Here is a 22,593-nt window from a genome sequence, read left to right on the forward strand (position 1 = left end):
GTCACGAAACTTTCGCCGGGGCTTTACCGAACGATCACCAGCCCCCCGTCCGACGGCTGGACTCGAGCGTCCAGGGCCAGGGCGGCGGCGCGACTGAAGCCCACCGGATCATTGGCGGCGAACAGGCCGGTGATCGGCTCCTGCGCCAGTGCGGGATCCGTCACCAGGATGCGCGGCCCGCCGTAACGCGCGAAGGCCGCCGCCGCCTGGGCCAGGGTTTCGCCTTCGAAGGCCAGCTTGCCCTCGCGCCAGGCCAGCGACCGATCGATGTCGCGCGCCGCCACCGCGACCAGTTCGGCCCCACCGTCGGCGCCGAACACCACACGCGCATTGGCGCCCACGGGGCGGCCCGCCCCGGCTGTATCCAGCCGCACGTCGCCGCTCTGGATCGTCACCTCGGAACGACGCGCATCCAGGCGATGCACGGTGAAGGCGCCGCCGCCGGCCCGCACCGAACGCGCGCCCAGTTTTACAACGAAGGGACGCGCGGCGTCGCGCGCCACCGAGAAATAGGCCTCGCCCTGAGTGATCTCGACCTCGCGGCGGCCTTTGTCGAACCGCACGACGGCGCGGCTATCGGTGTTCAGCGTCATGGTCGAGCCATCCGCCAGCGGCACCAGTCTCACCTCGCCCACCGCCGTGGCGTGCGCCTCTCCGGCCGTCAGCAAGGGAACCGCCAGAACCCCGACGGCGAGGGAAGCCGCCGCGGCCCCGCCCCAGGCCAACAGCCGACGCCGTGAGGGCGCCGTCGATCCTGCGGCGCCGACAAATCGGCCGGGATCAAAGTCCGTCCCCAAGGCCCTCGCCGATCGCGTGTCCAGCGCCACGGCCTCGGCGCGCAACAGAGCGCCCGCCGCGCGCGCGTCGTTCGCCAACCAGGCGTTCAGATCGACGCGATCAGCCTCTGACAGGACGGCCCGGTCGCGGCGGGCGGCCCAGTCTGCGGCCTGGTCGTCGATCTGTCGGCTGGTCGGTCTTTCGCCCATCGGGAGCGCCTGTGATTGATTGCATGAAGGAAGAGGGTTGGGACGGCGCCTTTCCGCCACCCGTTCGCCAGGCGATCAGCAATCGCAAGCCCCGGGCGATATGTTTTTCGACCGTGTTCTCAGACAGCCCCATGCGCCGGGCGATCTCCTGCTGAGACAGGTCGTGGACGCGTCGCAGGATCAAGGCGCGTTGCGCCTGCGGCGGCAGGGCGGCGATGGCCTGGGCCAGACGCCGCAAGGCGTCCCGGTCGGAGACGATGCGCTCCGGCGTCGGCGCATCCTCGGTCATGTCCCCGCCGTCGAGGTCGTCAAGCGACTGGAACGGGACGATCCGCGCCCGTCTGACGTGCCCCGAAACCAGCGAACGCGCCGTCTGAAACAGGTAGGCCTTTGGATGACGGATGTCGTCCACCCGTTCACGCGCCGCCAGAAGGCTGTAGCACTCCTGGATCACATCCTCCGGTTCCAGTCCGTCCACGCGCCGGCGCATCAGCCAGGCGCGCAAGGCCGGTTCGTGCGGCAGCACTTCTCGCAACAGCCAGCGCGCCCGCCCTTCGTCAAAGTGGTGCGCCACGCTCGGGCCCTTCCTCGGAAGCGCTCCTCTCCTAGAGGCCAAGCTTGGCGCCAGGGTCACCAGGTTGCGACAAAACTGCGACGTTGCTGATCTAGCGCGTGCTATGCGCCAAAGAGCAAACCTTGAGATCCAGCCGGAAAGCAGACGCTCTACTTCGTTCCCGAAAAGGCATAGAAGCGCCGTAGCCCGGATCAGCCTACATGCACTGGACGTTGATATTTTCAGGAACAGCGCAGCCCCATGCTGGCCGACAACCTGATCGCGCTTAAGCAGGCGGAACTGATGATCGACGGGTGCGCCGGTGTGCTCGTCACTGGCGCGCTCGGCACGACCGAAAGCTCCACGATCAAGGTCGCGGTAGATGCGCTGGCGATTGGCCGAGAGTTCGATAAAGAGGCCAAACATGACGAACAGGGAGCCTTCGGCGCCGATAGCGGGCTCACCCGGCGAGGTCTTTCGCGCCTTTCTAAAGCTTGGCCTGACGTCGTTCGGGGGGCCTGTGGCGCATCTCGGATACTTCCGAAATGAGTTGGTCGAACGACGCAATTGGATCGACGAAGCCGGGTATGCCGACCTTGTCGCCATGTGTCAGTTCTTGCCAGGGCCGGCTTCGAGTCAGGTCGGATTTGCGCTGGGTTTGCTGCGAGCCGGACCGTTGGGCGGGCTGGCTGCGTGGTGCGCCTTTACGCTACCGTCGGCCGTGCTTTTGGTATTGTTCGCCATCGGCGCCTCCTACTTTGAGGGGCGGGTCGGAGCGGGCTTGGTTCATGGACTGAAACTGGTCGCGGTGGCGGTCGTGGCCCAGGCGGTATGGGGGATGGCGCGCTCCCTCACGCCAGACAAGCAGAAGGCGGCCATCGCGCTCATGGCCATTCTGATTGTCGTCTTTTGGGGCGGCGCGGCAGGCCAGATTTCGGCGATTCTGATGGGCGGCTTGGCGGGAATCGGCTTTTGCCGGGTGACGGGTGTTGCCCCCTCAGGCCATTTGGCCTTCCCGATTTCACGGCCTGTAGGCCTTATCGCTCTGGCGTCGTTCTTCACGCTTCTCGGAGGGTTGCCGCTCGCCTACATGGCGACCGGGGCGCATGGCATGGCGTTGTTCGACACCTTCTATCGCGCCGGCGCGCTCGTATTTGGCGGCGGTCATGTCGTCCTGCCCCTGCTCGAAGAAGGCGTGGTGCGGCCAGGCTGGATAGGTCCCAGCGAATTTCTCGCCGGCTACGGGGCGGCGCAGGCCATTCCGGGCCCGCTGTTCACATTCGCCGCCTTTCTTGGGGCCGCCATGGAGCCTTCACCCAATGGAATAGCCGGCGCCGCGATCTGTCTGGTCGCGATCTTTGCGCCGGGCCTTCTTCTGGTGACAGGCGTCCTGCCGTTCTGGGACCTTGTGCGTATCCGCCCATTGGCGCAGGCAGCGATGCGCGGCGCGAACGCGGCGGTCGTCGGCATTTTGGCGGCGGCGCTTTATAGTCCTGTGGCGACAGGCGCGATTCTGAGTCCCGCCGACTTTGCCGTGGCGCTCGTTGGTTTCGTCCTGCTCACGGCGTGGAAGTGCCCGCCGTGGATCGTCGTTGTGCTGACTGCCGCGTGCGGTGTCGGTTTCGCACTTATCTGAACGTCCGCTTTCAGCGCGAAGGCCCAGGACCGGAATCGACCCGTTGCGGACACGCGTACCCCAACTTCGGCGGGGCGGAGTTGCCGCTAAGACAGCCTGATTACGAAGCTGAGTAATTTCATCTGGAATTGCTGGGGCGTCTTTGGCTCATCGCCATCCGCCACGAGAAAATCTGGAAAGCGCTGGTTCAGGTCTGGGCAGGTGATCGAAAGAAACTCAGCGAGCTTCATCGTATCTTGTTCGAGAAATTCCAGACGCCAGTGGTAGAATGCTTCGCTCGTCTGCTCGAGCAAGATTTCGACAGCTTTGGCGGCGTCGGTATTCGAAGCTTCAGCCTTTGCCAGAAATGCGGCTACGGGCGCACTGCTCTTGTAATCCCCAATCTAGCCCATCAAGGCACAGTCGTCACCGTAGAGCCTCAACTGGGCAATGACTTGGGCATCGTTGTGCAACTCGATGATTGCGGGCGGCTCTTGAGGGTCGATCTCAATCATACGCGTAGGATATCGCCCTACGCAGAAAAGTCACTTGGACACCTCCGCTTTCCACCCTTAGGCGACGTTTACCGAGCCCGCTCGCGAGCCCGGCTGACGGCCAACGAGCCCGCCCAGGTCGCCGGTTTACGCCGCCGCCGTTTCGGCAAGCCGCTGGGATTGCCCCAGAAGGTGAAAACCGCGAGCGAGCCCAATAGGGTCAGGGCCACGCCCGAGGCGGCGACCACCAGCCGATAAGCCAGTCCCCCGACCTTGGCCGCATGGATCGGATACTGGGCGTTGGCCACCCGCAGCCCCAGCGGCAGGGCCAGGGCGTCACGCGTGCCGACGATGCGGCCGTCGGCTGGGTCGAACCAGACCTGGGTGCGGCCATTGGGCAGCCATTCCGCGGCCCGCCGCAGCCGCAGGCTGATCAAACCGCCCGGCTTGGTCGGCAGGGAAAGGATGCGCGGCTCGGCGTCGGGGAAACGGCCTTGCGCCGCCGTCATCATGGCCGGCCAGTCCAGATCGGACGACAGGGCCCCGCCCTCATGCTCAGGCGCGGCCATGATGGCTTTCAGGTCCTTGCCCGGCGACAGGGCCATGGCCAGACCTTCGTAAAGCGGTAGGGCCAGGATGGCCCCGGTCGTCAGGACCACCGCCAGCACCGGCGCGGCCCAGACGCCCATGTCGCGGTGATGCTTGACGATCCCCGCCCGCTTCCACGTCCTGGGCAGGAGGGCGAAGACGAAGGTCCGCCGCGTCGGCCACCACAGGATCACCCCCGTGATGACAAAGCCCAGACCCGCCAAGCCCGCGATCCCGGCGATGGTCTTTCCGACATCGCCGATCAGCAGATAGTGGTGCAGGTCGAACAGCCACAGTTCCGGCCGCGCCCACAGGCTGTCCCAACGCGCCACGACGTGACCCGACTGGGTCGCATAGGCGCCGCGCGTCTTGTCTTCATAGTTCAGGCGATGAACGCCCAGCCGGTCGTCGGCCAGGATGACCGAACGCGGCCGATCCGGCGCCGAAAAGGCCTGTTCCAGCGCCGCGCCTATGACCTTTGGGTCCGCCACGCGCGTCTCGGTCGCGTGAGGCACGACGGCGCGCAGCCAGTCGTCCTTGAACACCAGAAGGGTTCCGGTCAGCCCCAGAACGAACAGCAGCAGGCCGAGCAGCCCCCCGGTCCAGCGATGCGCCAGTCGAACCAGACGCATCAGAAGCGACGGTCCCACCCGAGGGTGAAGGAACGGCCCCGGCCGGCGAAGTAGCGCAGGTTGTCGGTCGGATTGCTGGTGTCGGAGCTATAGGTCACATAGTCCTCGTTGAAGAGGTTCTGCACCGCCAGCGACACGCCGCCGAAGGCGAAATCATAGCGCAGATAGGCGTCAGCCACGGTGTAGCCTTCGAAATTGTTGCGCGCATCGCCGCCTTCGAAGTCCCGCGCCAGATAGGCCTGGACCTGCAGACGCGCCGACAGCGGGCCGTTGGCGTAGACGGCTGCGGCGTTGATCCGGTCCGGCGAGATATTGGCCCCGTCCAGGTCCTGGTCCACCCGCCCATCGTCATTGGTGTCGGTCTGGCCGCGCAGACGCGCATAGCCGGTCGAGACCGTGAGCCCCTCGATCGGCGTGCGGGCGCGCAGGTTCAGCTCCAGCCCCTCGATCTCGACCGCCTGACGCTGGACGTCATAGACGCCGTCAGGGTTGCGAATGAGGAACTGCCCCAGGTCCGACGAAGACCAGAAATAGGTCGCCCCAGCCTCGAACGGCCCGCGCTTCACCTCCAGGCCGATCTCCTGATTGTCCGAAACCACCGGACTGATGTCGAGGAAGCTGTCGACCTTGACCCCGTCCACGTTGATCGAGCGCAGGATGCGGCCGACGTCCGGCACCGTGTAGCCCTCTGCGTAGCTGGCGTAGGCCCGCACCCCGTCCATCGGCTCATAGACCACGCCGCCGTTGACCAGGGTGGCCTCGAACTTGGGCTTTCCGGCCGTCACCCGACGCGAGCCGTAGGAGGCCAGGGTGGTGAAGTCGTCGACCGACAGCTCGACGTTTTCCTGACGCACGCCGCCGGCCAGACGCACCTTGCCGTCGAACAGACGCATGTTGGCCTGAACGAAGGGGGCGACGCTCTGGAACTCGGTCGGCGGCACCCAGGCGCGGTTGGTGGCGATCAGAAGCTGCTCCGTGCGGTCCTTCAGGGCGTCCAGACCCAGGGTGGCGGTCAGGCCCGGCACGCCCGGCACGGCCCGCTCATAACTGGCGCGCGCGCCCAGCTTGCGCGAGCGGTTCGACGACTGATCGAACAGGGTCCCGATCGGGGCGATGCTGGCGTCCTGCATGGTGGCGGAACGGTCGCCGCCGAAGGTGTCGCGCGTGCGGTTGAAGAAGACCTGGGCGCTGAAATCGCCGCCCCACAGGTCGCTGTCGGTCAGCGAGGCCGACACCGTCTCGACCCGGTTCCCGGCGGGCTCGCCCTCGATCTGGCCGCGCTCGCTGCTGGCCGGACGGCCGATGCTGCGATCGCCCGGGACCCGGACATAGTCGCCGTCGCCCTTCAGTTCGAACCGGTTGGCCAGCAGATCCAGGCGCACCGTGTCCGTCAGGTCCCAGCCGAAGCGGCCGAAGAAGGACAGAGCCTTGGAATCCTGCACCTCGCCCTGGGTGTTGTCGACGCCGACGCGGCGGCCGTTGGCGTCATAGAAGGCTCCGCGCTGGTCATAGGCCACGCCGAAGACGCCGTCGAAGTCGCCCTGGCGATAGGCGGCCAGACCGCCCAGCTTGGCCCCGATCCCGTCGCCCTCCGGTCCGCCCGAGCTGGACACCTGGGCCAGCATCCGTCCCGTCAGCCCATCCTCGCTCGGCGCGCCCACCGTCACCTGATTGACCACGCCGCCGGTGGCGCCGATGCCCTGCAGGGCGTTGGAGCCGTAGATCAGCTCGACCCGGTCCACGAAGAAGGGGTCGATCGTATAGCCGTCGCGCGAGCCGTCCCGGATCGGCGTCGACTGCGGAATGCCGTTGATGGCGAACAGCGGCGAGCGCCCGCGCAGGCTCTCGCCCGAGCCGGTCAGTTTCTGCCGCGTCGGCGAAAAGGACGGTGACAGGGTCGCGACCGCGTCGATCACCGAGCCGCTGATGGCCACCTGTTCCGACAGGGCCTTGCGGTCGATGACATCCACCGTCATCGGCAGGGCGCTGGCCGGCAAGACCGTGCGCGCCGCCGTCACCACCACCTCCGCCACCGTGCTGACCTCCGGATCCTGCCGCGTGGTCTGGGCGGCGGCGGTCGAAGCGAAGGCGGTTCCCGCCAGCAGGGCCGAGACGGCGACAAGGCCGGACGATCGGCGCAGCGACAAGGCGGGCGAGGCGAAGGGCATGGGGGAGGCTCCTGAGGAAGGCCCCGCGCTTAGCTGCAATTGCGAGCGATTTGCAAACATTTTCCTCACAGACCAGGTTTGCGCCCCCTGTAGAAAGCCCGCGCCGTCAGTCGAGGAAGCGTCTTTCCTCCTTCGCCCAGCATGACGCCGCCCAGACCTTCAGAGCGTTTCGAGAAACGCCGTCAAAGCGGCCCTCTCCTCGCGGGTCAGCTCGAGTGGACGAAGCAGAGGGTCGGTGACGGGGAAAAGAGGATCGTCCGCCTGATCCGGCCGGGGCCGCGGACGGGCCGCGCCGGCGTTATAGAAAGTCACTACGCCGTCCAGTCGCGGCATGATCCCGTTGTGCATGTAGGGCGCTGTGCGACTGACGCCCCGCAGGCTCGGCGTGCGGAAACGACCGACATCCTCCGGCGCGCGGGTCACCTCATAGCGCCCGAGGTCCTGCAGTTCCCGCCCATAAAAATGCAGTCCGAGGTTGTGAAAGCGGCCGTCGGTCAGCAGAGGGCCGTCGTGGCAGTTGGCGCATCCGGCCTTGGTGCGGAACAAGTGCAGGCCGCGCAGTTGTTCGTCGTTGAGCGCGCGGACGTCGCCCCTCACAAATCGCTCGAAGCGCCCGCGTGGCGGACTCAAGCTGCGCTGGAAGGCCGCCAGGGCCATGGAGATACGCTCCAGGTCGATAACCTGATCGCCGAACGCCGCCTGGAAGGCGTCGACATAGCCCGGGTCGGCGGCGACCCGCGTCACCACCGCCTCCATGTCGTCGACCGCCATCTCCCTGGGATCGATCAGCGGATGAAGCGCCTGGGCTTCGAGATCGGGACTGCGGCCGTCCCAGAAGAGAGGACGCATCCAGCCAGCGACCATCAGGGGCTGGGAGTTCCTGCGCCCCCTGAGGCGGTCATGGCCGAAGGAGGTCCGCAGGGCGTCGCCGAACCCCAGCTCCCGGGCATGGCAGGAAGCGCAGGCGATCTGGCCGGACTTCGACAGGCGGGGATCGTCGAACAGCCGCGCGCCCAGCGCGACCTTGGCTTCATTCGTCGGATTGGCGGCGGGATGCGCCACCGGCGGCAGAGGGCCGAACTCGGTGAACACCGCCCCTTGGTGGAGTATGGGCCTGGGCCAGGATTCGGGAGGGCCTGCATAGGCCGCGCGAAGCTCCACGGCCGTCTCCGGCGACTGAACCCGAGAGACGGCCGCCCCTGCCCCGGCATGCAGCACGCCGACGATCAGGGCGAGCGCGCCGATGTCGCGCCAGAAGGTCAATAGCGGTACTTCAGGCCGACCCAGAGATTGCGGCCCAGCTGGTACGGCTGGGAAGCGGTGGAATATTCCTGGTTCAGGACGCTGTTGAAGAGGTTGTTGACGCGCAGGTCCAGGGCCGCAGCGCCATAGCGGGTTTTGGCGAGTTCGAAGGTCGCCGCCAGGTTGACGTCCACCGAGGCCTTGTACTCGACCTTGTCATAGACGTCGTAGCGCACCCCGTTGACGGTAAAGTTCACCAGGGTGTCGTCGACCCGGCTGAAACCGTCGCGCCAGCGGGCGTTGACGTTGGTGCGCAACCGTCCGTCCAGCCAGCGCGCCGACCAGGAGCCATTGACGATGAGCGGTGAGGCGAAATCCAGAAGCTGATTATCCGCCAGCGCGCGCAGCTTGGGCACGACCTCACCCTGATAATAGACGTACTCGCCTTCGAATTCGGTCTCATCGGAGATGTCGAAGTAGCTGATGTTGGTGGCGTCGGTATGGGACCAGTTGGTGCTGAAACTCAGCGCATGGTCCCGACCGAACTCCCGCACATACTCCAGCGACAGACCGCGATAGGAGCGCTCGCCGTCGTTGGTCACGGTATAGACGCGCCTTGTCGAGACGCCGCCAGTCTCGACGTCATAAACCTCCGAAGTCGACTCCGAGCTGGCGAACTGATCGCGGCTTTCGCGCACGATGCCCTTGATCCGGTATTCGCCTCCGATCCAGGCGATCGGTCCGCGCAGGGCCACGGTGAACTCATCCGTATAGGGTGTGTCCAGGTCGGCGCTGGAATAGCGCGCCGTCTCGCTGTGCGAATACAGCGTCCATTCATTCGCCCAGACGTTCTGGCCGTTCACCACCGTCGGCGACCGGCGATAGATCCGGTTTCCGGGATAGTTCTCCCTCAGGGCGTATCCCAGGAAGCTTCGGCCGAAATAACGGTTGAGCCCTCCTGTCAGGTTTATCCCTGCAAACGGAAGGTCGCGGCTGACCGACAGACGCGGCGCGAAATTATGGTTCTCCAGGAAGCTCTCGTAGTCGTATCGAAGACCGGCGCGCACCATGAAGCCCGCCCAGTCGAAGTCGTACTCACCCCACAGGCTGTAGGACTGCAGATCCACCTGGGTGTCGAAGGCGATCGTGTCGTTTCGTTGCGCCAGGGCGTAGGCGCCGGTCACACAGGTTCCCGCCGCCGCTTCGGCCGGATCCAGGCAGACCGTCTGCGGCCCGACCTCCACCCGAAGCTGAGCGGCGGTGCTGCTGACATGCCGGAAGGCGGCGCTGTAGGGCTGGCCTTTTTCCGCCGAGATGTTGGCGATCTCGAAACCGGCCCGCAGGCGACCCACGCCCAGCGGCTGCGTCCAGCGCCCCTTCAGCGTGGTGTCGTTCTGCTCCTGCCACAGGATCCCGGGTCCGCCGAGCGAACAGCTTGAGCCAGAGCACCAGTCGATGCCCGCGGTCGTGGATACGTTGACGGTGCCGGGACGTTCGCTGTCGCGGTCGTTGTTCGACCAGGCATGGGTCAGATCCAGCGTCCATTCCGCCTCGCCCCTGCGTCCTTCCAGTCCCACGCGCCCGGTCAGCCCGCCGCCGTTGAGGAAGACCCAGTTGTCGATGCCGTTCGGGTGCGAGAACTCGCTTTCATAAGGGCTCCAGGTGACCTGCCCGGTGAGCAGCAGATCGTCCTTGAGATCCGCCTCCGCCTTCACCATCAGGGTCTGGCTGAGGCTTTTCTGGCCGTAGTCGCCATACTGAACCCAGTTGGCGCCCCTGTAGTTCGTCACCTCGGCTTCTGAGCGGGTGTAGGCCCAGAGGGTCCTGATGCGATCATTCAGCGGAAGATCGACGGCGACCCCATAGCGTCGCTTCATATAGTCCGGCTCGTCCGGATAGGCGCCGTTCAGAGCGTCCCGCACCTTGTCCGACATGCGGAACTGGGCCAGGGCCGGACTGGTTTCCCCATAGTGGGTCTCCACCCCGAAAACAGAACCGGGACGCCGCGTGGCCATCTCAACGACGCCGCCGGTGAACTGACCATACTCGGCCGATACGTTGGAATCCCGAACGATGATCTCGCCGATCAGATTGGCGTCCACCCAGACCGTCTGCGCCGAGGCCGCCGCATTGCCTTCGATGTAATGGCTGGCCCCGTCGTTGCTGACGTCCAGACGTGAGTTCACGCCTACCCCGTCCAGCACGAACAGGTTCTCATAGATGGATCCCCCGGAGATCGAGATGTTCTCCGGCCGCAGATCCTGTAGCTCAGCTCGCGACGCGCGACCCTGGGTCGATGAGAACTGCACCGTGGGGAGGGCTTTCAGCACCTCATTGGCGTCGCCGGATCCCGGCGCCTGATCCTCGACGGCCTCCCGCCTGAAAGTGCTGGAACCGGAATCGACCGCTTCGCCGAAATGATAGCTGCGGGATGCCGGACGCTGGTCCTGCAGCACGATGGTGGGCGCATTGGCGGCGTCTGAGGAAGGGGTCCGGCCATCTGCAGCACCGACAACCTGAGCGGAGGCCGGGAAAGCCGCCATGGCCAAGGCGGCGGCCGCCGCGCCCTGCAGATACCTGTGCATCGAATGAACGCCCTCTGACTGAACAACGGGGCCGCCCTACCGCTCACAAACTAATAATGCAACTGATTCTCATTTGTAGGTTGATGGGAGGCGGTGTATTCCGCCGTCATGTCACCGCCCCCGCCTATTGTCGGCCGCGTCCTGCCGGGAGGCCTCGTATGCGCCGTCCACATCGCGATCATCGCCTGCATGGGAGCCGCTTTCACGACGGAGAAAGCCGTTCATGGCGGCGCTCCGGTCATCCATGTCACGCTCGAAGGTCAGGGCTTCGCCGGTCTGGCCTCCCCGCATCAGGATGCACGCCCGAAGCCCGTCGAAGCTCCATCTGCCAAGCCCCTGGCGACGGCGCCAAAAGACGTCGCAAGCCCTCATTCGACGACGCAGGCGCCTTCACGGCCGGCGTCAACTCCGACCCTCCCTCTATCAAGGCCCGCGACGTCGACGATGGGACCGGCTTCAACGTCTTCGGCGACATCGGCGGAAGCCGCGCCTGCACCGGCTCCAGCCGTGAGAGCGAGTACGGCGAGCCCCAGCCCTGGCGCGGGCGCGCCCCTCAAGGGCGCATCGGCAGATCGGGCGGCAGATCCCTATGAGGCTCAGGTGATCGCCTGGCTGGAGCAGCACAAACGCCATCCAGGCGGGATCGCGGGCCGCATCGTCGTACGCTTCACCCTGGACCGGCGCGGACGCCTCCTCGCCTCATCGGTTGTTTCGGGCGACGGTGAGAAGCGGTTGGAGCGGGCGGCGCTGTCGCAACTCCAGGAGGCGACGCCCTTCCCTCGTCCGCCTTCCGACACATCCTGGCGGACACGGGACTTCACCGTTCGATTGGATTTCCGCTCGCTTCGAGCAAACGGATAGGCGGGCACATGACCCTCTCAGGAAAATGCGCCGCCAGCCGCCGTCTATTGCGAGCTTTCCTGGCCCTTCTAACGATCGGATGGGTCGGTTTCGGCCTGTTTCTTCTGGCGGCCGGATTGGTGAACATCCACCCACCCTCAGTCGTTTTGGGCGCCGGTCTGCTCGGCGCTGCTATTGTTGCGCGACGGTGGATCCTCTCGATCTGGCGCGTTTGAAGCTGACGCGATGACGATCGACGCCCCAGTCTCGAGAAGCTGAGCCAGTCAAGTTGGAGCCTTCCCCTCACAGGCGCTGCCATTCAGTCCCGGTCGTCACCTATTTCGCCACGGCCAGGGTTTCCACCCGCGTGACGCCGTCCGCGCCCTTGGTCAGACGGAAGGCGTCCAGTTCGCGGCCCGTCGCGGTGAAGGCGCGATAGACAACGGCTTCGGGCGACACCTCCAGGGTCTGGAAGGTCTGTGTCCGCGAGGCCGACCGCGAGGCCCAGCCTAGGTCGGCGACCGGATACATCTTGGGCCCCGCGACCGAGACCACATAGGTCGAACCGTGATCCGACGGCTGGCCCGGTCCCGCATTGAGCATGGGCCCCGTCCCAATGGCCCCGCGCGCATAGCCGTGATCATGGGCCTGTAGCACCAGATCGACGCCGTACTTGTCGATCAGCGGCTTCAAGGCGTCGCGCACACGGGCATTGTCTCGATCCGGGTCGATCGAGAACAGGGGGAAGTGCAGGAACAGCGCCGTCCAGCGGTTCGGATTGTTCGCCAGCAGCCCGTCCAGCCAACGCACCATCTCAGCCCGCATGGCCTCGTCGCCGTGGAACAGGGGGGCGTCGACCGAGATCAGGCGCAACCCCTGATAGTCGACGGTCCAGGCCGTTTCCTTCAGCTTCTCCACGCCCGCCGGGCCAGTTTCCGGCAGGGTGTACTGACGCCGCCACTGCGGATTCAGCACCGGGCCGCGCCCATACTCGTGGTTGCCCGGCGTCGGCATCTGCGGCGTCTGGGCGTAGAGGAAGCCCCCGGCGGCGAACCATTCGCCCCACTCGTTATCGCTGTCATGCCGGTTGATCAGGTCGCCGGCGTGGATGACGAAGGCGGCGTCCCCGGCCTTGCGGAAGGCCATCCTCATGGTGCGCGACGCCTCGCTGAGGATATTGTTCTGCATGTCCCCCATGTAGAGGAAGGTGAAGGGCTCGGCCGTCGTCGCCGCAGTGCGGAACTGCAGCCATTCTGACCACCGCGCGCCGTCGCCGACGCGATAGGCATAGACCGTCTCCGGCTTCAGCCCCTTCAGCACCGTCGAATGATAGGCCGCCCGGAACTCCGCCGCCTCGCGCACGGCGATGGTCGCGTCGTCGGTAACTGCGGCTGCGCGGACCGCCTGCTGGATGAAGTCCGGACCGTCCTGAGCCTCGGCGTATTCAACGAAGCCGACGGCGCCCGGCGCCGTGCGCCAGGTCACGGCCATCTCATGCGCCGGATCGGCGGTCAGATTCAGGATGATCCGTTCCGGCTGCTCGGTCGGCGGGACCACCGGCCGATCCGAAGCCTGAACCGGCGCGGGCTCGGGCCGCAACGGCCGTTCGGCCGTCTGGGCCATCGTCTGTCCGCCCAGGGCCGCAAGCGCGGCCCCGAGCATCAGGGCGTGGGTCGTTTTCATGCTTCCCTCCCCGATCAGAAGACGTAGGTCAGGCCGACCGAGATCGACCGCCCGTTCTTGATGTAGGCCCGGCTGGAGCTGGTGCTCGCCCCGGCGGTGTACCAGTAGGTGTGGTTGTCGAAGAGGTTCTGCACCTGCAGCGACGCCGTCGCCCCGTCCCACAGCTTGCGCCGCACGTTCAGGTCCACGAACTCGTAGTCCTGTTCATAGGGGTTGTTGCCGAAGTCCTGGATGCCCTCGAGGAATTCCGACTGGTAGCTGTAGGCGGCGTAGGCCTCCCAGCCGTCGCGCGCCCAGAAGATCTGGACGTTGGCGACCGCCTCGGGCGTCTCCATCAGCGGCAGGGTGTAACCCTCCGGGTGCCAGGAAATGCCGGTCTCGGCCTCGGACTTCTGCAGCGTCAGGTTCACGCTGGCGCCCAGCGACGACAACGGACCCGGCAACCAGTGGAAGACCTGCTGGGCGCTCATCTCGACGCCGTAAACCCGCGCCCACTTGCCGTTGTTTGGCATGGAGACGGTCACGCCGTCGGGGCCGACGTTCACGCCCGACGTCCCGTCGCGGATGTTCGACGACGAGGAGCGGTACAGGAAATTCTCGATGTCCTTGTAGAACAGGCCCAGCGAATAGGCGCCAGTGTCGCCGTTATAGCGCTCGACCGAGAGGTCGTAGTTGATCGCCTTCATCGGCTTCAGGTCCGGGTTGCCCTGCTCGATGGCGACCAGGACCCATTCGCTTTTCGGGTTCACCTTTCCGTCGCCGTCCGGGTCGCTGTCGTAGCCGTACTCGCGCGCCGAGGACATGCGGGCGATGTCGGGGCGGGCGAAGCTGGTCCAGATGGCGGCGCGGACCTTGGTGCGGTCGTCCAGATCGTAGTTCAGATGGATGGACGGCAGGACGTTGACGAAGTCGCTCTTGTCCGTGGCGAAGTGCGCGCCCTGAACCTCGTCGAGGATGTAGGCGTCGATCTCATTATTGGTGCTCTCGACCCGGACGCCGCCCAGGATCTGCGCCTGACCGAAGCGGGCCGTGGCCATCAGGTAGCCGGCGAAGATATCCTCCTGGAAGGTGAAGCTGTCCTCGCCGCTCAGCTCGGCGTTGCCGGGGTCGGTGGCAAAGCCGTCGAAGAAGTCGCTCTTGCCCTCCATGGCGCGCTGCAGCTCGGCCAGCATGGCGTCGTTGTCGATCACCGTGCCCAGGCGATAGAGACCCGAGTATTCGCCGTCGAACAGGCTGGCGACCTCCTTGCCGTAGAAGCGCGAGAAGTCGGCCAGGGTCCCGCTGGCGTCGAGATCCATGAACTCGCCGCTATAGGTCGAACGCTTCGAGCTATAGTACTTGCCGCCCGCCTTGACCGCCTCGAGCCAGGTCGAGACCGGACGCCATTCGACGTTGAACTGGCCCTGCCACAGCTCTTCCTGCGCGCCGCCGATCTCGCCGGACAGACCGCTGAAATCATACTGTCCGTTGTCGTGGATCGCCGCCATGCCGGCGTCGTTCAGCACCCACTTCGGGAAGCGGCTGTCGCCGAAGTTGGTGACATTGACACCCTTGTTGCCCAGCCAGCCGTACTTGTCGCTGCGGAACTCCATCTCGTAACTGTCGTCGGTGTTGTCCTCCGACTTGGCGTAGGAGACGTCGTAGTCGACCGTGAAGTCGCCCACGCGGCTGACGCCGCCCAGGTTCAGCGACATCACCGTGCCCGTCTCGCGCGAGCCTTCCCAGAAGCGACGCAGACGGAAGCCCTGCGGGTCCCAGGTCCCCGAGGCGCCGTCCAGGGTGTAATAGGAGCGCGTTGAACGGTCGGCGTCGGTGATGCGGCCGTCCTTGTCCCGGTCCACGATCTGGGCCGTGGTGTAGCTGTAAATTCGCCCCAGCTTCGCGTCCGTGCCGATCACGGCGTCGTCGGGACGCAGCAGACCGGTCATGCTTTTGTCGACCTGGCTCAAGCGGGTCGAGTTCCGGCTCGTGTCGTTGCGGAAGTTCAGGCGGTTGCCGAACTCGTCCTTTGTGTACTCGTTGAACTGGCCGCGCAGATGAAAGTCGTGGTCCACGCCGCGGTAGTCGAGGCTGGCGTTCAGACCGTGGCGTTCAACCTCGGTCTCGCCGAAGCCCAGGTTCATGCCCCGCATGACGAAGGTATCGGTGTCCCAGCCCATGGTCTCGCTGTCGGCGTACCAGACCGACGGCTGGTTATCGCCGTCCACGCCGTTCTGCTCGAACTGGGATTTGCGACGCGACCAGCTGCCGGTGACGAACAGGCCCCAGTTGTCGTTGAACTGGCGTCCGAACGAGCCGGAGACTTCGCCCGACTTTTCGTCGTCGAACTTGTCCAGCATCCCCGCCGAGGCCGACACGACGCCATAGACCGGGTCGTGGTCAAAGGCGGTCGGGGTGCGGATGTCGATGGTCCCCCCCAGGGCGTCGCCGTCGCGGTCCGGCGTCAGGCTCTTGATGACGGTGATTGAGTCGATACCTTCGGGCGGCAGAAAGCTGAGACGCACGCCGCGATAGAAGTTGTCGCCCGGCGAGCCCGCGCCCCCCATGCGGACGCCGTTCATGGTGTAGTTGTTCAGCTCGGTCGACAGACCACGAATGGTGATGCGGTCGCCTTCGCCCGTCGTGTGGTTGCGCACGGCGTTGACGCCGGGCAGGCGCGACAGGGACTCGGCCACGTTGTTGGCCGGCAGGTCGCCCATGTCGTCGGCGCTGATGACGTCCGAGATGAAGTCCGCCTTGCGCTTGGCGTCCAGCGAACGACGCAGACCCGCCGCATAGCCCACCACCTGCACGTCCTCGACCTCAAAGGCGTCCGGCGCGGCGACGGCGGCCTCGGCCGACTGGCGCACCAGGGTCAGAACCCCGCGCACCTCGCGCGCCTCGACGCCCGATCCGGCGATCATGCGACGCAGGGCCTCGCGCGGCGCCATGGCGCCGGACACGGCGTTGGATGTCCGCCCGCGCGTCAACGCCGGGTCGAAGACGATCTGCAGTCCCGTGTCGCGCGACAGAGTCTGCAAGGCTTGCCCCAGATCCTGAGACGGAATGGAAACGGCGACGCGCGCTTCGGCGCTGCTGCTCGCCTGCCACGCATGAGCGGGCGCGGCGACGGAGGCCAGAACGGCGACAGCGGCCGCCGTGAGGAGGCCGGTCTTGTGCATACGCATTCGATAAATCCCCTGCGATCGAACATGATCGTTACGGGGTTAGACGGCGGCCGACGACGTCCTGACACCTGTCACGAAAACTTGCCCTAAAGGTCGCCTAACCTTCTGAAATTTCAAATTGATCCGCACCCTGACGGGTCAGCTTGAAACCATGAAGCCGCACCATGGCGGCCAGGGCGTTCTCCGGCTGATCCGCCGAGAAGCGCCCGCTGATCAAGGCCCGTTCGACCGGGGCGCCGACCAGTCTGACCTTGACCCCCGTCGCGCGTTCAAGATCCTCGACCACGCTCGCCATGCTGGCCTCGTTGAACTCCAGCCAGCCCTTGGCCCAGGACGGCACGTCGGTTTCCGCTTCCGGCCGGATCAGGCTGGTGCGCTCGACCACGCCGCCGGACACCGTCGCCCTTTGGCCCGCCTGAACCATCATCGTCATGCCCCGCGCGGACCTGACCTTGACGACCCCCTCGAAGACCACGACCTCGACCGCCTTGCCGTCAGGCGTCTGGCGCTGATCGACATTGAAGCGGGTGCCGACAGCGGTGACGCGCACCCCGTCCACTTCCACCGAGAAGGGGCGGCTCTTGTCGGGAGCGACTTCGAAAAAGCCCTCGCCCTCCAGGCGCAGCAGGCGCTCCTGTGCGCCCAGGTCCACCCGCACCTGACTCCGGCCGTTCAGTCGGATCGCAGATCCGTCCGCCAGGGCGATAGGTTGCGTCGCGCCGGGCTTGCCTGTGATCAGGTCGCCGCGCGGCGCCAAAACGCCGCCAATCAGAACCATCACCCCGACCCCGGCCGCCAGTCCCGCGCCCACAAACGCTCCCTGCGGCCAAAGCCGGAGCCGGGACTGACCCGGCCGCGCCCTTGCCGCGCGCTGCGTCGCCCAGATGACGGCGGCGTCTTCGATCAAGGCATCATGTCGGCGCAGCAGGTCCGCTCGATCAGGCCGCCCCCGCAGCCATTGCTCCAACGCGGCCTGCTGCTGCGGCGACCAGGCCTTGTCGCGTCGCGCATCCGCCCACAACGCGGCCTCGCGATCGTCCTTCGGTTTGAATGTCCTAGACATGGCGGCCCTCCGCCGCCCGGCGCAACGTCTGTGCGGCGCGGCTGTAATGCTTCTGCACCGCCTCGATCGACAGCCTCAGGTCGCGCGCAATCGTCTCGTAGGACTCCTCGCCGGCCCGGCGACGCACGAAGACCTCGCGCCGCAACGGCGGCATAGCCTCCAACGCCCTCTGGCACAACTTCAACCGCTCGCTCATATCCAGCGCTTCCAGCGGCGTGGCCCCGCTGTCGACGGGGTGATCCGCCTCTTCCAGATCATCGATCTGCACGTTGACGATGCGCCTGCCACGATCGATCAGAATGTTGCGCGCCGCGCGCATGGCGTAGGATAGCGGGTCGGTGATCAGGGTCTCGCGCGCCCGCACCAGGACGCGCATGATCGCCTCCTGCACCACGTCCTCGGCGTCCCCTGCCTTTGCCGAGCGTCGCCGAACATAAGCCAGCAGGACGCGGTTCTGCGCCGCCAGCGTCCGCCCCACCTCCTGCTCATGACTGATCACACGCGACGCCCCCTGACGGAGCGTGGCTATAGGGACCACTCGTGTCAGCGACGATGAAGTTTGGTGTCAGTTTAAAGTCAGGACGCCACCACTTTCATGACTAGCCGACGTCCCCATCTTTAGGGCAGGTCCGATAAAAGCAGGACTAGTCTGGCATCGCTCCTGAGAGCGGACCTCACCAATGTCAGCCAAGAGTCAGAAGCTGACCTTCATAACGAGCCGCATAGAGCCAACCGCGTCCCTAGATCTACTACCGCAGACTTGCGGGATCGCGCTCGTTGAATTCAACGAAACCACATCGCCAGAGGCTGCGGCCGTATGCTTGGCCCCTCACTCCCACTCGATGGTGCCGGGGGGCTTGGAGGTGACGTCGTAGACGACGCGGTTGACGCCGCGGACTTCGTTGATGATGCGCGTGGCGGTCTTGGCCAGGATGTCCCAGGGGAACTGGTAGAAGTCGGCGGTCATGCCGTCGGTCGAACTCACAGCTCTCAAGGCCAGGACCTTTTCATAGGTCCGGGCGTCGCCCATGACGCCGACCGTCTTGACCGGCAACAGGACGGCGAAGGCCTGCCAGATATCGTCGTACAGACCGGCCTTGCGGATTTCTTCCAGATAGATGGCGTCCGCGTCCTGCAGGGTGGCGACCGCTTCGGGCGTGATCTCGCCGGGAATGCGGATGGCCAGGCCCGGCCCCGGGAAGGGGTGGCGTCCGACGAAGGCGTCGGTCAGGCCCAGTTCGCGGCCCAGGGCGCGGACCTCGTCCTTGAACAGCTCGCGCAGCGGCTCGACCAGTTTCAGCTTCATGAAGTCCGGCAGACCGCCGACGTTGTGGTGGCTCTTGATCACCGCCGACGGGCCGCCCGAGGCCGAGACGCTCTCGATCACGTCGGGATAGAGGGTGCCCTGGGCCAGGAACTCGGCGCCTTCGATCTTGGCGGCCTCGCGGTCGAAGATCTCGATGAAGACGCGGCCAATGGTCTTGCGCTTGGTCTCCGGGTCCGAAATTCCGGCCAGCTCGCCAAGAAATTCCTTCGACGCATCAACGTGCACCAGCGGAATGTTATAGTGCTCGCGGAACAGTTCCGTGACCTGCTTGGCCTCGTCCTTGCGCAGCAGGCCGGTGTCCACGAAGACGCAGGTCAGCTGATCGCCGATGGCTTCATGGATCAGGACGGCGGCGACCGAGCTGTCCACCCCGCCCGACAGACCGCAGACCACCTTGGCCGAGCCGACCTGCTCGCGGATCTTGGCGATCTGCTCGTCGCGATAGGCGGCCATGGTCCAGTCGCCGGTCAGGCCGGCGATGCCGTGGGTGAAGTTTTTCAGGATCACGGCGCCGCGCGGGGTGTGCATCACCTCCGGGTGGAACTGCACGCCATAGATCTTGCGCTCCTCGTCAGCGATAGCGGCGTAGGGCGCGCCTTCCGACGTGGCGATGACGTGGAAGCCTTCGGGGATGGCCGTGACGCGGTCGCCGTGGCTCATCCACACGGTCTCGCGGTGATCGACGGCGCCGATGCCGGCGAACAGCGGACTTTCGCGCGTGATGACGATCTCGGCGCGGCCGAACTCGCGATGATGGCCGCTCTCGACCTTGCCGCCCAGTTCGGCGCAGATGGTCTGTTCGCCGTAGCAGATGCCCAGCACCGGCACACCGGCCTCGAACAGGGCGTGGTCAGCCTTGGGGCTGTCGGCGTCGGTGGTCGAGTTGGGGCCGCCCGACAGGATGATGGCCTTGGGCGACACCGCCTTCAGCGCCTCGCCCGCCTTGTTGAACGGATGGATCTCGCAATAGACGCCGGCTTCGCGCAGGCGCCGCGCGATCAACTGGGTCACCTGACTGCCGAAATCGACGATCAGGACGGCTTCATGCGCCAAGGCTGGAGTGTCGGTCGCGGTCATGAGGGCTCAGAATCCGAAGCGGGCGTTGATGGGGCGGGTTCTTGACGGGTGAAGACGTCGGGATCAAGTCGCGATGCGGGAACATCGGCCAAGGCGGCCAGACCCTGCGTCGTCAGCACCTCGGCCAGACGGTCCCAGGCCTCGGCCAGGTTGGCGTCGACCAGATGCAGATACTCGGTCCAGTCCTCCAGCTTCGACAGTTCGCTCTTGCCGTCGCTGACCCCGCGCAGCGCCACCAGAGGCACGCCGAAGGTCTGGGCCACGCGCAGCAGGGCGAAGGTCTCCATGTCCACCATCTCGGCGTCGATGGCGTCATAGGCGGCGCCCGAAACGACGTTGGCGCCCGTCGACAGGGCCGCGGTCGGCACGCCGGGGATGGGGCAAGGCAGAGGCAGGACGGCGGGCAGGTCGAGCAGAGGCGTCCTGCCCTTCTCGAACCCCAACGGGCTGGCGTCCATGTCGCGATAGGACACGGACGAGGCCTGATAGACCGCGGCATGTTCCAGATCGCGCGACCCGCATGAGCCCAGGGACACGATCAGGTCCGGCAGGGCGTCGTCGGCCTCCAGCCGCGTCAGGGCGGCGGTCAGGGCGATGGCCGCCTCGACCGGACCGATGCCGGTCATCAGCGGCGTGATCCGCGCCTGCAGGGCGGCGCCGTACTCCGCCGGCGCCGCCATGACGGGCAGAACCGTCAGGCCGTAGATGTCCTCTGATCGCCCGTCGCTCATGCCGTCCGCTCATAGACGGCGGCGAAGAAGCCGTCGGTGCCGGTCGAGGCCGGCGACAGGCGCAGGCGATGACCGCCATCGGCCAGTTGGCCCAGACGCTCGCGCGCCGCATCGGTCAGGTTGGCCGCCTTCAGGGCCTCGGCCACCGGGACCGGGGCGAAGGCGGGGTGGTTTTCCTCGAAGGCGTCGGCCGTGGCCTCGTTCTCGCCGCGCAGCATGGAGCAGGTGACGAAGACCAGACGCCCGCCCGGCTTCACCAGTTCGGCGGCGCGGCCCAGGATCTTGACCTGCAAGGCGTGCAGACGCTCGACCTCTTCCGGCTTCAGACGCCAGGCGTCCTCGGGGCGACGGCGCCAGGTGCCCGAGCCGCTGCACGGCGCATCGACCAGCACCACGTCGGCCTGACGGACCAGATCCTCGACCCCGCCGCCGTTCTGACCCAGCAGACGCAGGTCGGCGGAAACGCCGGCGCGGGCGAGACGCGGACGAATATTGTCCAGCCGCTTCTGCACCACGTCATAGGCGAACAGCCGGATGCCCATCTCGGCGACCGGCTTGGCCTTGGGCTTCGGCTGGACCACGGCCCCCTGCCCGTCCCCGCCGACCGGCGACCAGACGGCGACCGGGGCGGCGGGCGCCTCGGCCACGGCGGCCTGAGCGGCGACCGGCTGCCCCAGCATGGCCAGTCCCAGGGTCTTGCCGCCGCCGCCGGCGCAATAGTCGACGACGGTCATGCCAGGCTGAACGCCCGTCAGCCAGCAGGCGACCTGACTGCCTTCGTCCTGAATTTCGATATGGCCCTGCTTGAAGGCCTCCAGCGCCTGGACGTTCGGCGGCGGCTCGGCCGACAGACGCAGGCCCGCGGCCGACCAGGGCGTGCGCTCGGGCGACAGACCGGCCTCGACCAGTTCCGCTTCGACGCCTTCGACCGTGGTTTTCGCCAGGTTTACGCGCAGGTCGATGGGCGCGCGCGGCGCCATCAGCTCGTGGGCCTCCTCGGTCCAACGGTCGCCGAAGGTGGTCTTGAAGTCCTCGACCACGAACTCGGGCAGGCCGGCGGCGACCCAGCCGGGCAATTCGCCCGGCGCGGCGGTGATGCGGCCGCGCTCCTGCTTCGACAGCGGGCGCGGGCCGAAGCCCTCGCCCGAGTGCAGCAGTTCGATCTCGTCGAGCGGCAGGCCGTCGATCAGCGACAGCGAGCCGATGACCAGGGCGCGACCGTCTTCACGCCCGCCCATGGCCCAGACCAGACGCCCACGGGCGCGGATGACCTTGTAAACGCGGTCGGCGATGGCGCGACGATCCTTGGACCCCGCATAGCGGTTGGCGGCGCCCCAGGCCTTCAGCACCACCTCGGCCGGCTGGCGGCTGTGGGCGATGCTGTCGAGGACGGAGGCGGCGGCGGCGAGGCGGGCTGCAGGGGTCAATCGGGTCTCGGATCAGATGAAAAGGGCCGCCAGGATCATGATCAGTCCCGCGAGCGAGACCAGCCAGACCAGCGACCGGATGTAGGGCACGCCAAGGGCGTAAAGCGGAACATAGGCGACGCGCGCCCAGAAATAGAGGGCGACGCCCCACAGGGTCAGGGCGCTCTCCGCGCCCGTGACGTGGGCGATCAGAACAGCGCCGATGAACAGCGGAAGGGTCTCATAGAGGTTCGACTGGGCTCTTTCGAGGCGACCGACGACAGGGTTTTGCGAAACAGGCGTCTGATCGCGAGCGCCGGCGTTCCACTTGGAGCCGAACTCCATCGTCCGCGCCCCGGCGGGCAGAAAAATCTGCACCAGGGCCAGGACCAGGGTCGCCGCCAGATAGGTCAGTTCAGTCGTCACGTTCCAGCCC

The 22,593-nt window shown here is 66.3% G+C and carries 18 protein-coding genes; 3 read left to right on the top strand and 15 right to left on the bottom strand.

All coding sequences use genetic code 11. The features are described 5' to 3' along the window. Positions 1 to 23: 23 nt before the first annotated feature. Together ACI2KI_RS04605 and ACI2KI_RS04610 are read right to left on the bottom strand one after the other, a co-directional pair. Positions 24 to 986, bottom strand: coding sequence for a FecR family protein (locus ACI2KI_RS04605; RefSeq protein WP_404618143.1), 963 nt, complete (start codon positions 984 to 986; stop codon positions 24 to 26). Further along, the gene (locus ACI2KI_RS04610; protein ID WP_404618145.1) at positions 898 to 1,560 is read right to left on the bottom strand and encodes an RNA polymerase sigma factor; all 663 of its coding nucleotides are present in this window, start codon (positions 1,558 to 1,560) and stop codon (positions 898 to 900) included. Before ACI2KI_RS04610 ends, ACI2KI_RS04605 begins: the two co-directional genes overlap by 89 nt. A 240-nt stretch (positions 1,561 to 1,800) precedes the next feature. On the opposite strand from ACI2KI_RS04610, the gene ACI2KI_RS04615 reads away from it, so the two are divergent. Continuing rightward, entirely contained in the window at positions 1,801 to 2,088 is a 288-nt protein-coding gene (locus ACI2KI_RS04615) for a hypothetical protein (protein ID WP_404618147.1), read from the top strand. Beyond that, positions 2,060 to 3,175 carry a chromate efflux transporter gene (chrA, locus tag ACI2KI_RS04620; RefSeq protein ID WP_404618149.1) on the top strand — a complete coding sequence of 372 codons (1,116 nt, stop codon included), beginning with the start codon at positions 2,060 to 2,062 and terminating at the stop codon, positions 3,173 to 3,175. Before ACI2KI_RS04615 ends, chrA begins: the two co-directional genes overlap by 29 nt. An 86-nt stretch (positions 3,176 to 3,261) precedes the next feature. Here chrA and ACI2KI_RS04625 read toward each other — a convergent pair whose 3' ends face one another. The 5 genes from ACI2KI_RS04625 to ACI2KI_RS04645 all read right to left on the bottom strand — a co-directional run bounded on the left by ACI2KI_RS04625 (position 3,262) and on the right by ACI2KI_RS04645 (position 10,863). Beyond that, positions 3,262 to 3,468: a hypothetical protein gene (locus ACI2KI_RS04625; protein WP_404618151.1), complete on the bottom strand. Its 207-nt coding sequence runs from the start codon at positions 3,466 to 3,468 to the stop codon at positions 3,262 to 3,264. 269 nt (positions 3,469 to 3,737) lie between these two features. Further along, positions 3,738 to 4,868, bottom strand: coding sequence for a PepSY-associated TM helix domain-containing protein (locus tag ACI2KI_RS04630; RefSeq protein ID WP_404618153.1), 1,131 nt, complete (start codon positions 4,866 to 4,868; stop codon positions 3,738 to 3,740). Further along, complete coding sequence (locus ACI2KI_RS04635) at positions 4,868 to 7,036, bottom strand: TonB-dependent receptor (RefSeq protein ID WP_404618155.1); 2,169 nt, start codon at positions 7,034 to 7,036, stop codon at positions 4,868 to 4,870. Before ACI2KI_RS04635 ends, ACI2KI_RS04630 begins: the two co-directional genes overlap by 1 nt. 159 nt (positions 7,037 to 7,195) lie before the next feature. Then, a complete protein-coding gene (locus ACI2KI_RS04640; RefSeq protein ID WP_404618157.1) occupies positions 7,196 to 8,299 on the bottom strand; it encodes a cytochrome-c peroxidase in 1,104 nt (367 codons plus the stop codon). After that, the gene (locus ACI2KI_RS04645; protein ID WP_404618159.1) at positions 8,296 to 10,863 is read right to left on the bottom strand and encodes a hypothetical protein; all 2,568 of its coding nucleotides are present in this window, start codon (positions 10,861 to 10,863) and stop codon (positions 8,296 to 8,298) included. The genes ACI2KI_RS04640 and ACI2KI_RS04645 overlap by 4 nt, the downstream gene beginning before the upstream one ends. Positions 10,864 to 11,307: 444 nt before the next feature. Here ACI2KI_RS04645 and ACI2KI_RS04650 point away from each other — a divergent pair, with 444 nt between their 5' ends. Next, complete coding sequence (locus ACI2KI_RS04650) at positions 11,308 to 11,724, top strand: TonB family protein (protein ID WP_404618930.1); 417 nt, start codon at positions 11,308 to 11,310, stop codon at positions 11,722 to 11,724. 315 nt (positions 11,725 to 12,039) lie between these two features. Here the strand turns inward: ACI2KI_RS04650 and ACI2KI_RS04655 are convergent, their stop codons facing one another. The 8 genes from ACI2KI_RS04655 to ACI2KI_RS04690 form a co-directional block, all read right to left on the bottom strand. Then, positions 12,040 to 13,386 (bottom strand): fibronectin type III domain-containing protein, encoded by a 1,347-nt coding sequence (locus tag ACI2KI_RS04655; protein WP_404618161.1) that lies wholly within the window; start codon positions 13,384 to 13,386, stop codon positions 12,040 to 12,042. A gap of 14 nt (positions 13,387 to 13,400) precedes the next feature. Further along, entirely contained in the window at positions 13,401 to 16,553 is a 3,153-nt protein-coding gene (locus tag ACI2KI_RS04660; protein WP_404618163.1) for a TonB-dependent receptor, read from the bottom strand. Between the two features lie 97 nt (positions 16,554 to 16,650). Beyond that, positions 16,651 to 17,616 (bottom strand): FecR family protein, encoded by a 966-nt coding sequence (locus ACI2KI_RS04665; protein WP_404618165.1) that lies wholly within the window; start codon positions 17,614 to 17,616, stop codon positions 16,651 to 16,653. Further along, the gene (locus ACI2KI_RS04670; RefSeq protein WP_404618167.1) at positions 17,609 to 18,115 is read right to left on the bottom strand and encodes an RNA polymerase sigma factor; all 507 of its coding nucleotides are present in this window, start codon (positions 18,113 to 18,115) and stop codon (positions 17,609 to 17,611) included. Before ACI2KI_RS04670 ends, ACI2KI_RS04665 begins: the two co-directional genes overlap by 8 nt. A gap of 330 nt (positions 18,116 to 18,445) precedes the next feature. Beyond that, complete coding sequence (gene guaA, locus ACI2KI_RS04675; protein WP_404618169.1) at positions 18,446 to 20,020, bottom strand: glutamine-hydrolyzing GMP synthase; 1,575 nt, start codon at positions 20,018 to 20,020, stop codon at positions 18,446 to 18,448. Then, complete coding sequence (locus ACI2KI_RS04680; RefSeq protein WP_404618171.1) at positions 20,017 to 20,751, bottom strand: 5'-methylthioadenosine/S-adenosylhomocysteine nucleosidase; 735 nt, start codon at positions 20,749 to 20,751, stop codon at positions 20,017 to 20,019. The genes guaA and ACI2KI_RS04680 overlap by 4 nt, the downstream gene beginning before the upstream one ends. After that, entirely contained in the window at positions 20,748 to 22,178 is a 1,431-nt protein-coding gene (locus ACI2KI_RS04685; protein ID WP_404618173.1) for an RsmB/NOP family class I SAM-dependent RNA methyltransferase, read from the bottom strand. Before ACI2KI_RS04685 ends, ACI2KI_RS04680 begins: the two co-directional genes overlap by 4 nt. 12 nt (positions 22,179 to 22,190) lie before the next feature. Beyond that, complete coding sequence (locus ACI2KI_RS04690) at positions 22,191 to 22,583, bottom strand: MAPEG family protein (RefSeq protein ID WP_292083229.1); 393 nt, start codon at positions 22,581 to 22,583, stop codon at positions 22,191 to 22,193. Positions 22,584 to 22,593 lie beyond the last annotated feature (10 nt).

Source organism: Brevundimonas sp. NPDC046655 (assembly GCF_044901625.1).
GTDB lineage: Bacteria > Pseudomonadota > Alphaproteobacteria > Caulobacterales > Caulobacteraceae > Brevundimonas.

Excerpts from the sequence above, each read along its gene's own strand:
- ACI2KI_RS04645 (WP_404618159.1), bottom strand. The coding sequence starts at position 10,863 with ATGCACAGGTATCTGCAGGGCGCGGCGGCCGCCGCCTTGGCCATGGCG.
- ACI2KI_RS04635 (WP_404618155.1), bottom strand. The coding sequence starts at position 7,036 with ATGCCCTTCGCCTCGCCCGCCTTGTCGCTGCGCCGATCGTCCGGCCTT.
- ACI2KI_RS04655 (WP_404618161.1), bottom strand. The coding sequence starts at position 13,386 with ATGAAAACGACCCACGCCCTGATGCTCGGGGCCGCGCTTGCGGCCCTG.
- ACI2KI_RS04615 (WP_404618147.1), top strand. The coding sequence starts at position 1,801 with ATGCTGGCCGACAACCTGATCGCGCTTAAGCAGGCGGAACTGATGATC.
- ACI2KI_RS04665 (WP_404618165.1), bottom strand. The coding sequence starts at position 17,616 with ATGTCTAGGACATTCAAACCGAAGGACGATCGCGAGGCCGCGTTGTGG.
- guaA (WP_404618169.1), bottom strand. The coding sequence starts at position 20,020 with ATGACCGCGACCGACACTCCAGCCTTGGCGCATGAAGCCGTCCTGATC.
- ACI2KI_RS04680 (WP_404618171.1), bottom strand. The coding sequence starts at position 20,751 with ATGAGCGACGGGCGATCAGAGGACATCTACGGCCTGACGGTTCTGCCC.
- ACI2KI_RS04630 (WP_404618153.1), bottom strand. The coding sequence starts at position 4,868 with ATGCGTCTGGTTCGACTGGCGCATCGCTGGACCGGGGGGCTGCTCGGC.
- ACI2KI_RS04605 (WP_404618143.1), bottom strand. The coding sequence starts at position 986 with ATGGGCGAAAGACCGACCAGCCGACAGATCGACGACCAGGCCGCAGAC.
- ACI2KI_RS04660 (WP_404618163.1), bottom strand. The coding sequence starts at position 16,553 with ATGCGTATGCACAAGACCGGCCTCCTCACGGCGGCCGCTGTCGCCGTT.
- ACI2KI_RS04650 (WP_404618930.1), top strand. The coding sequence starts at position 11,308 with ATGGGACCGGCTTCAACGTCTTCGGCGACATCGGCGGAAGCCGCGCCT.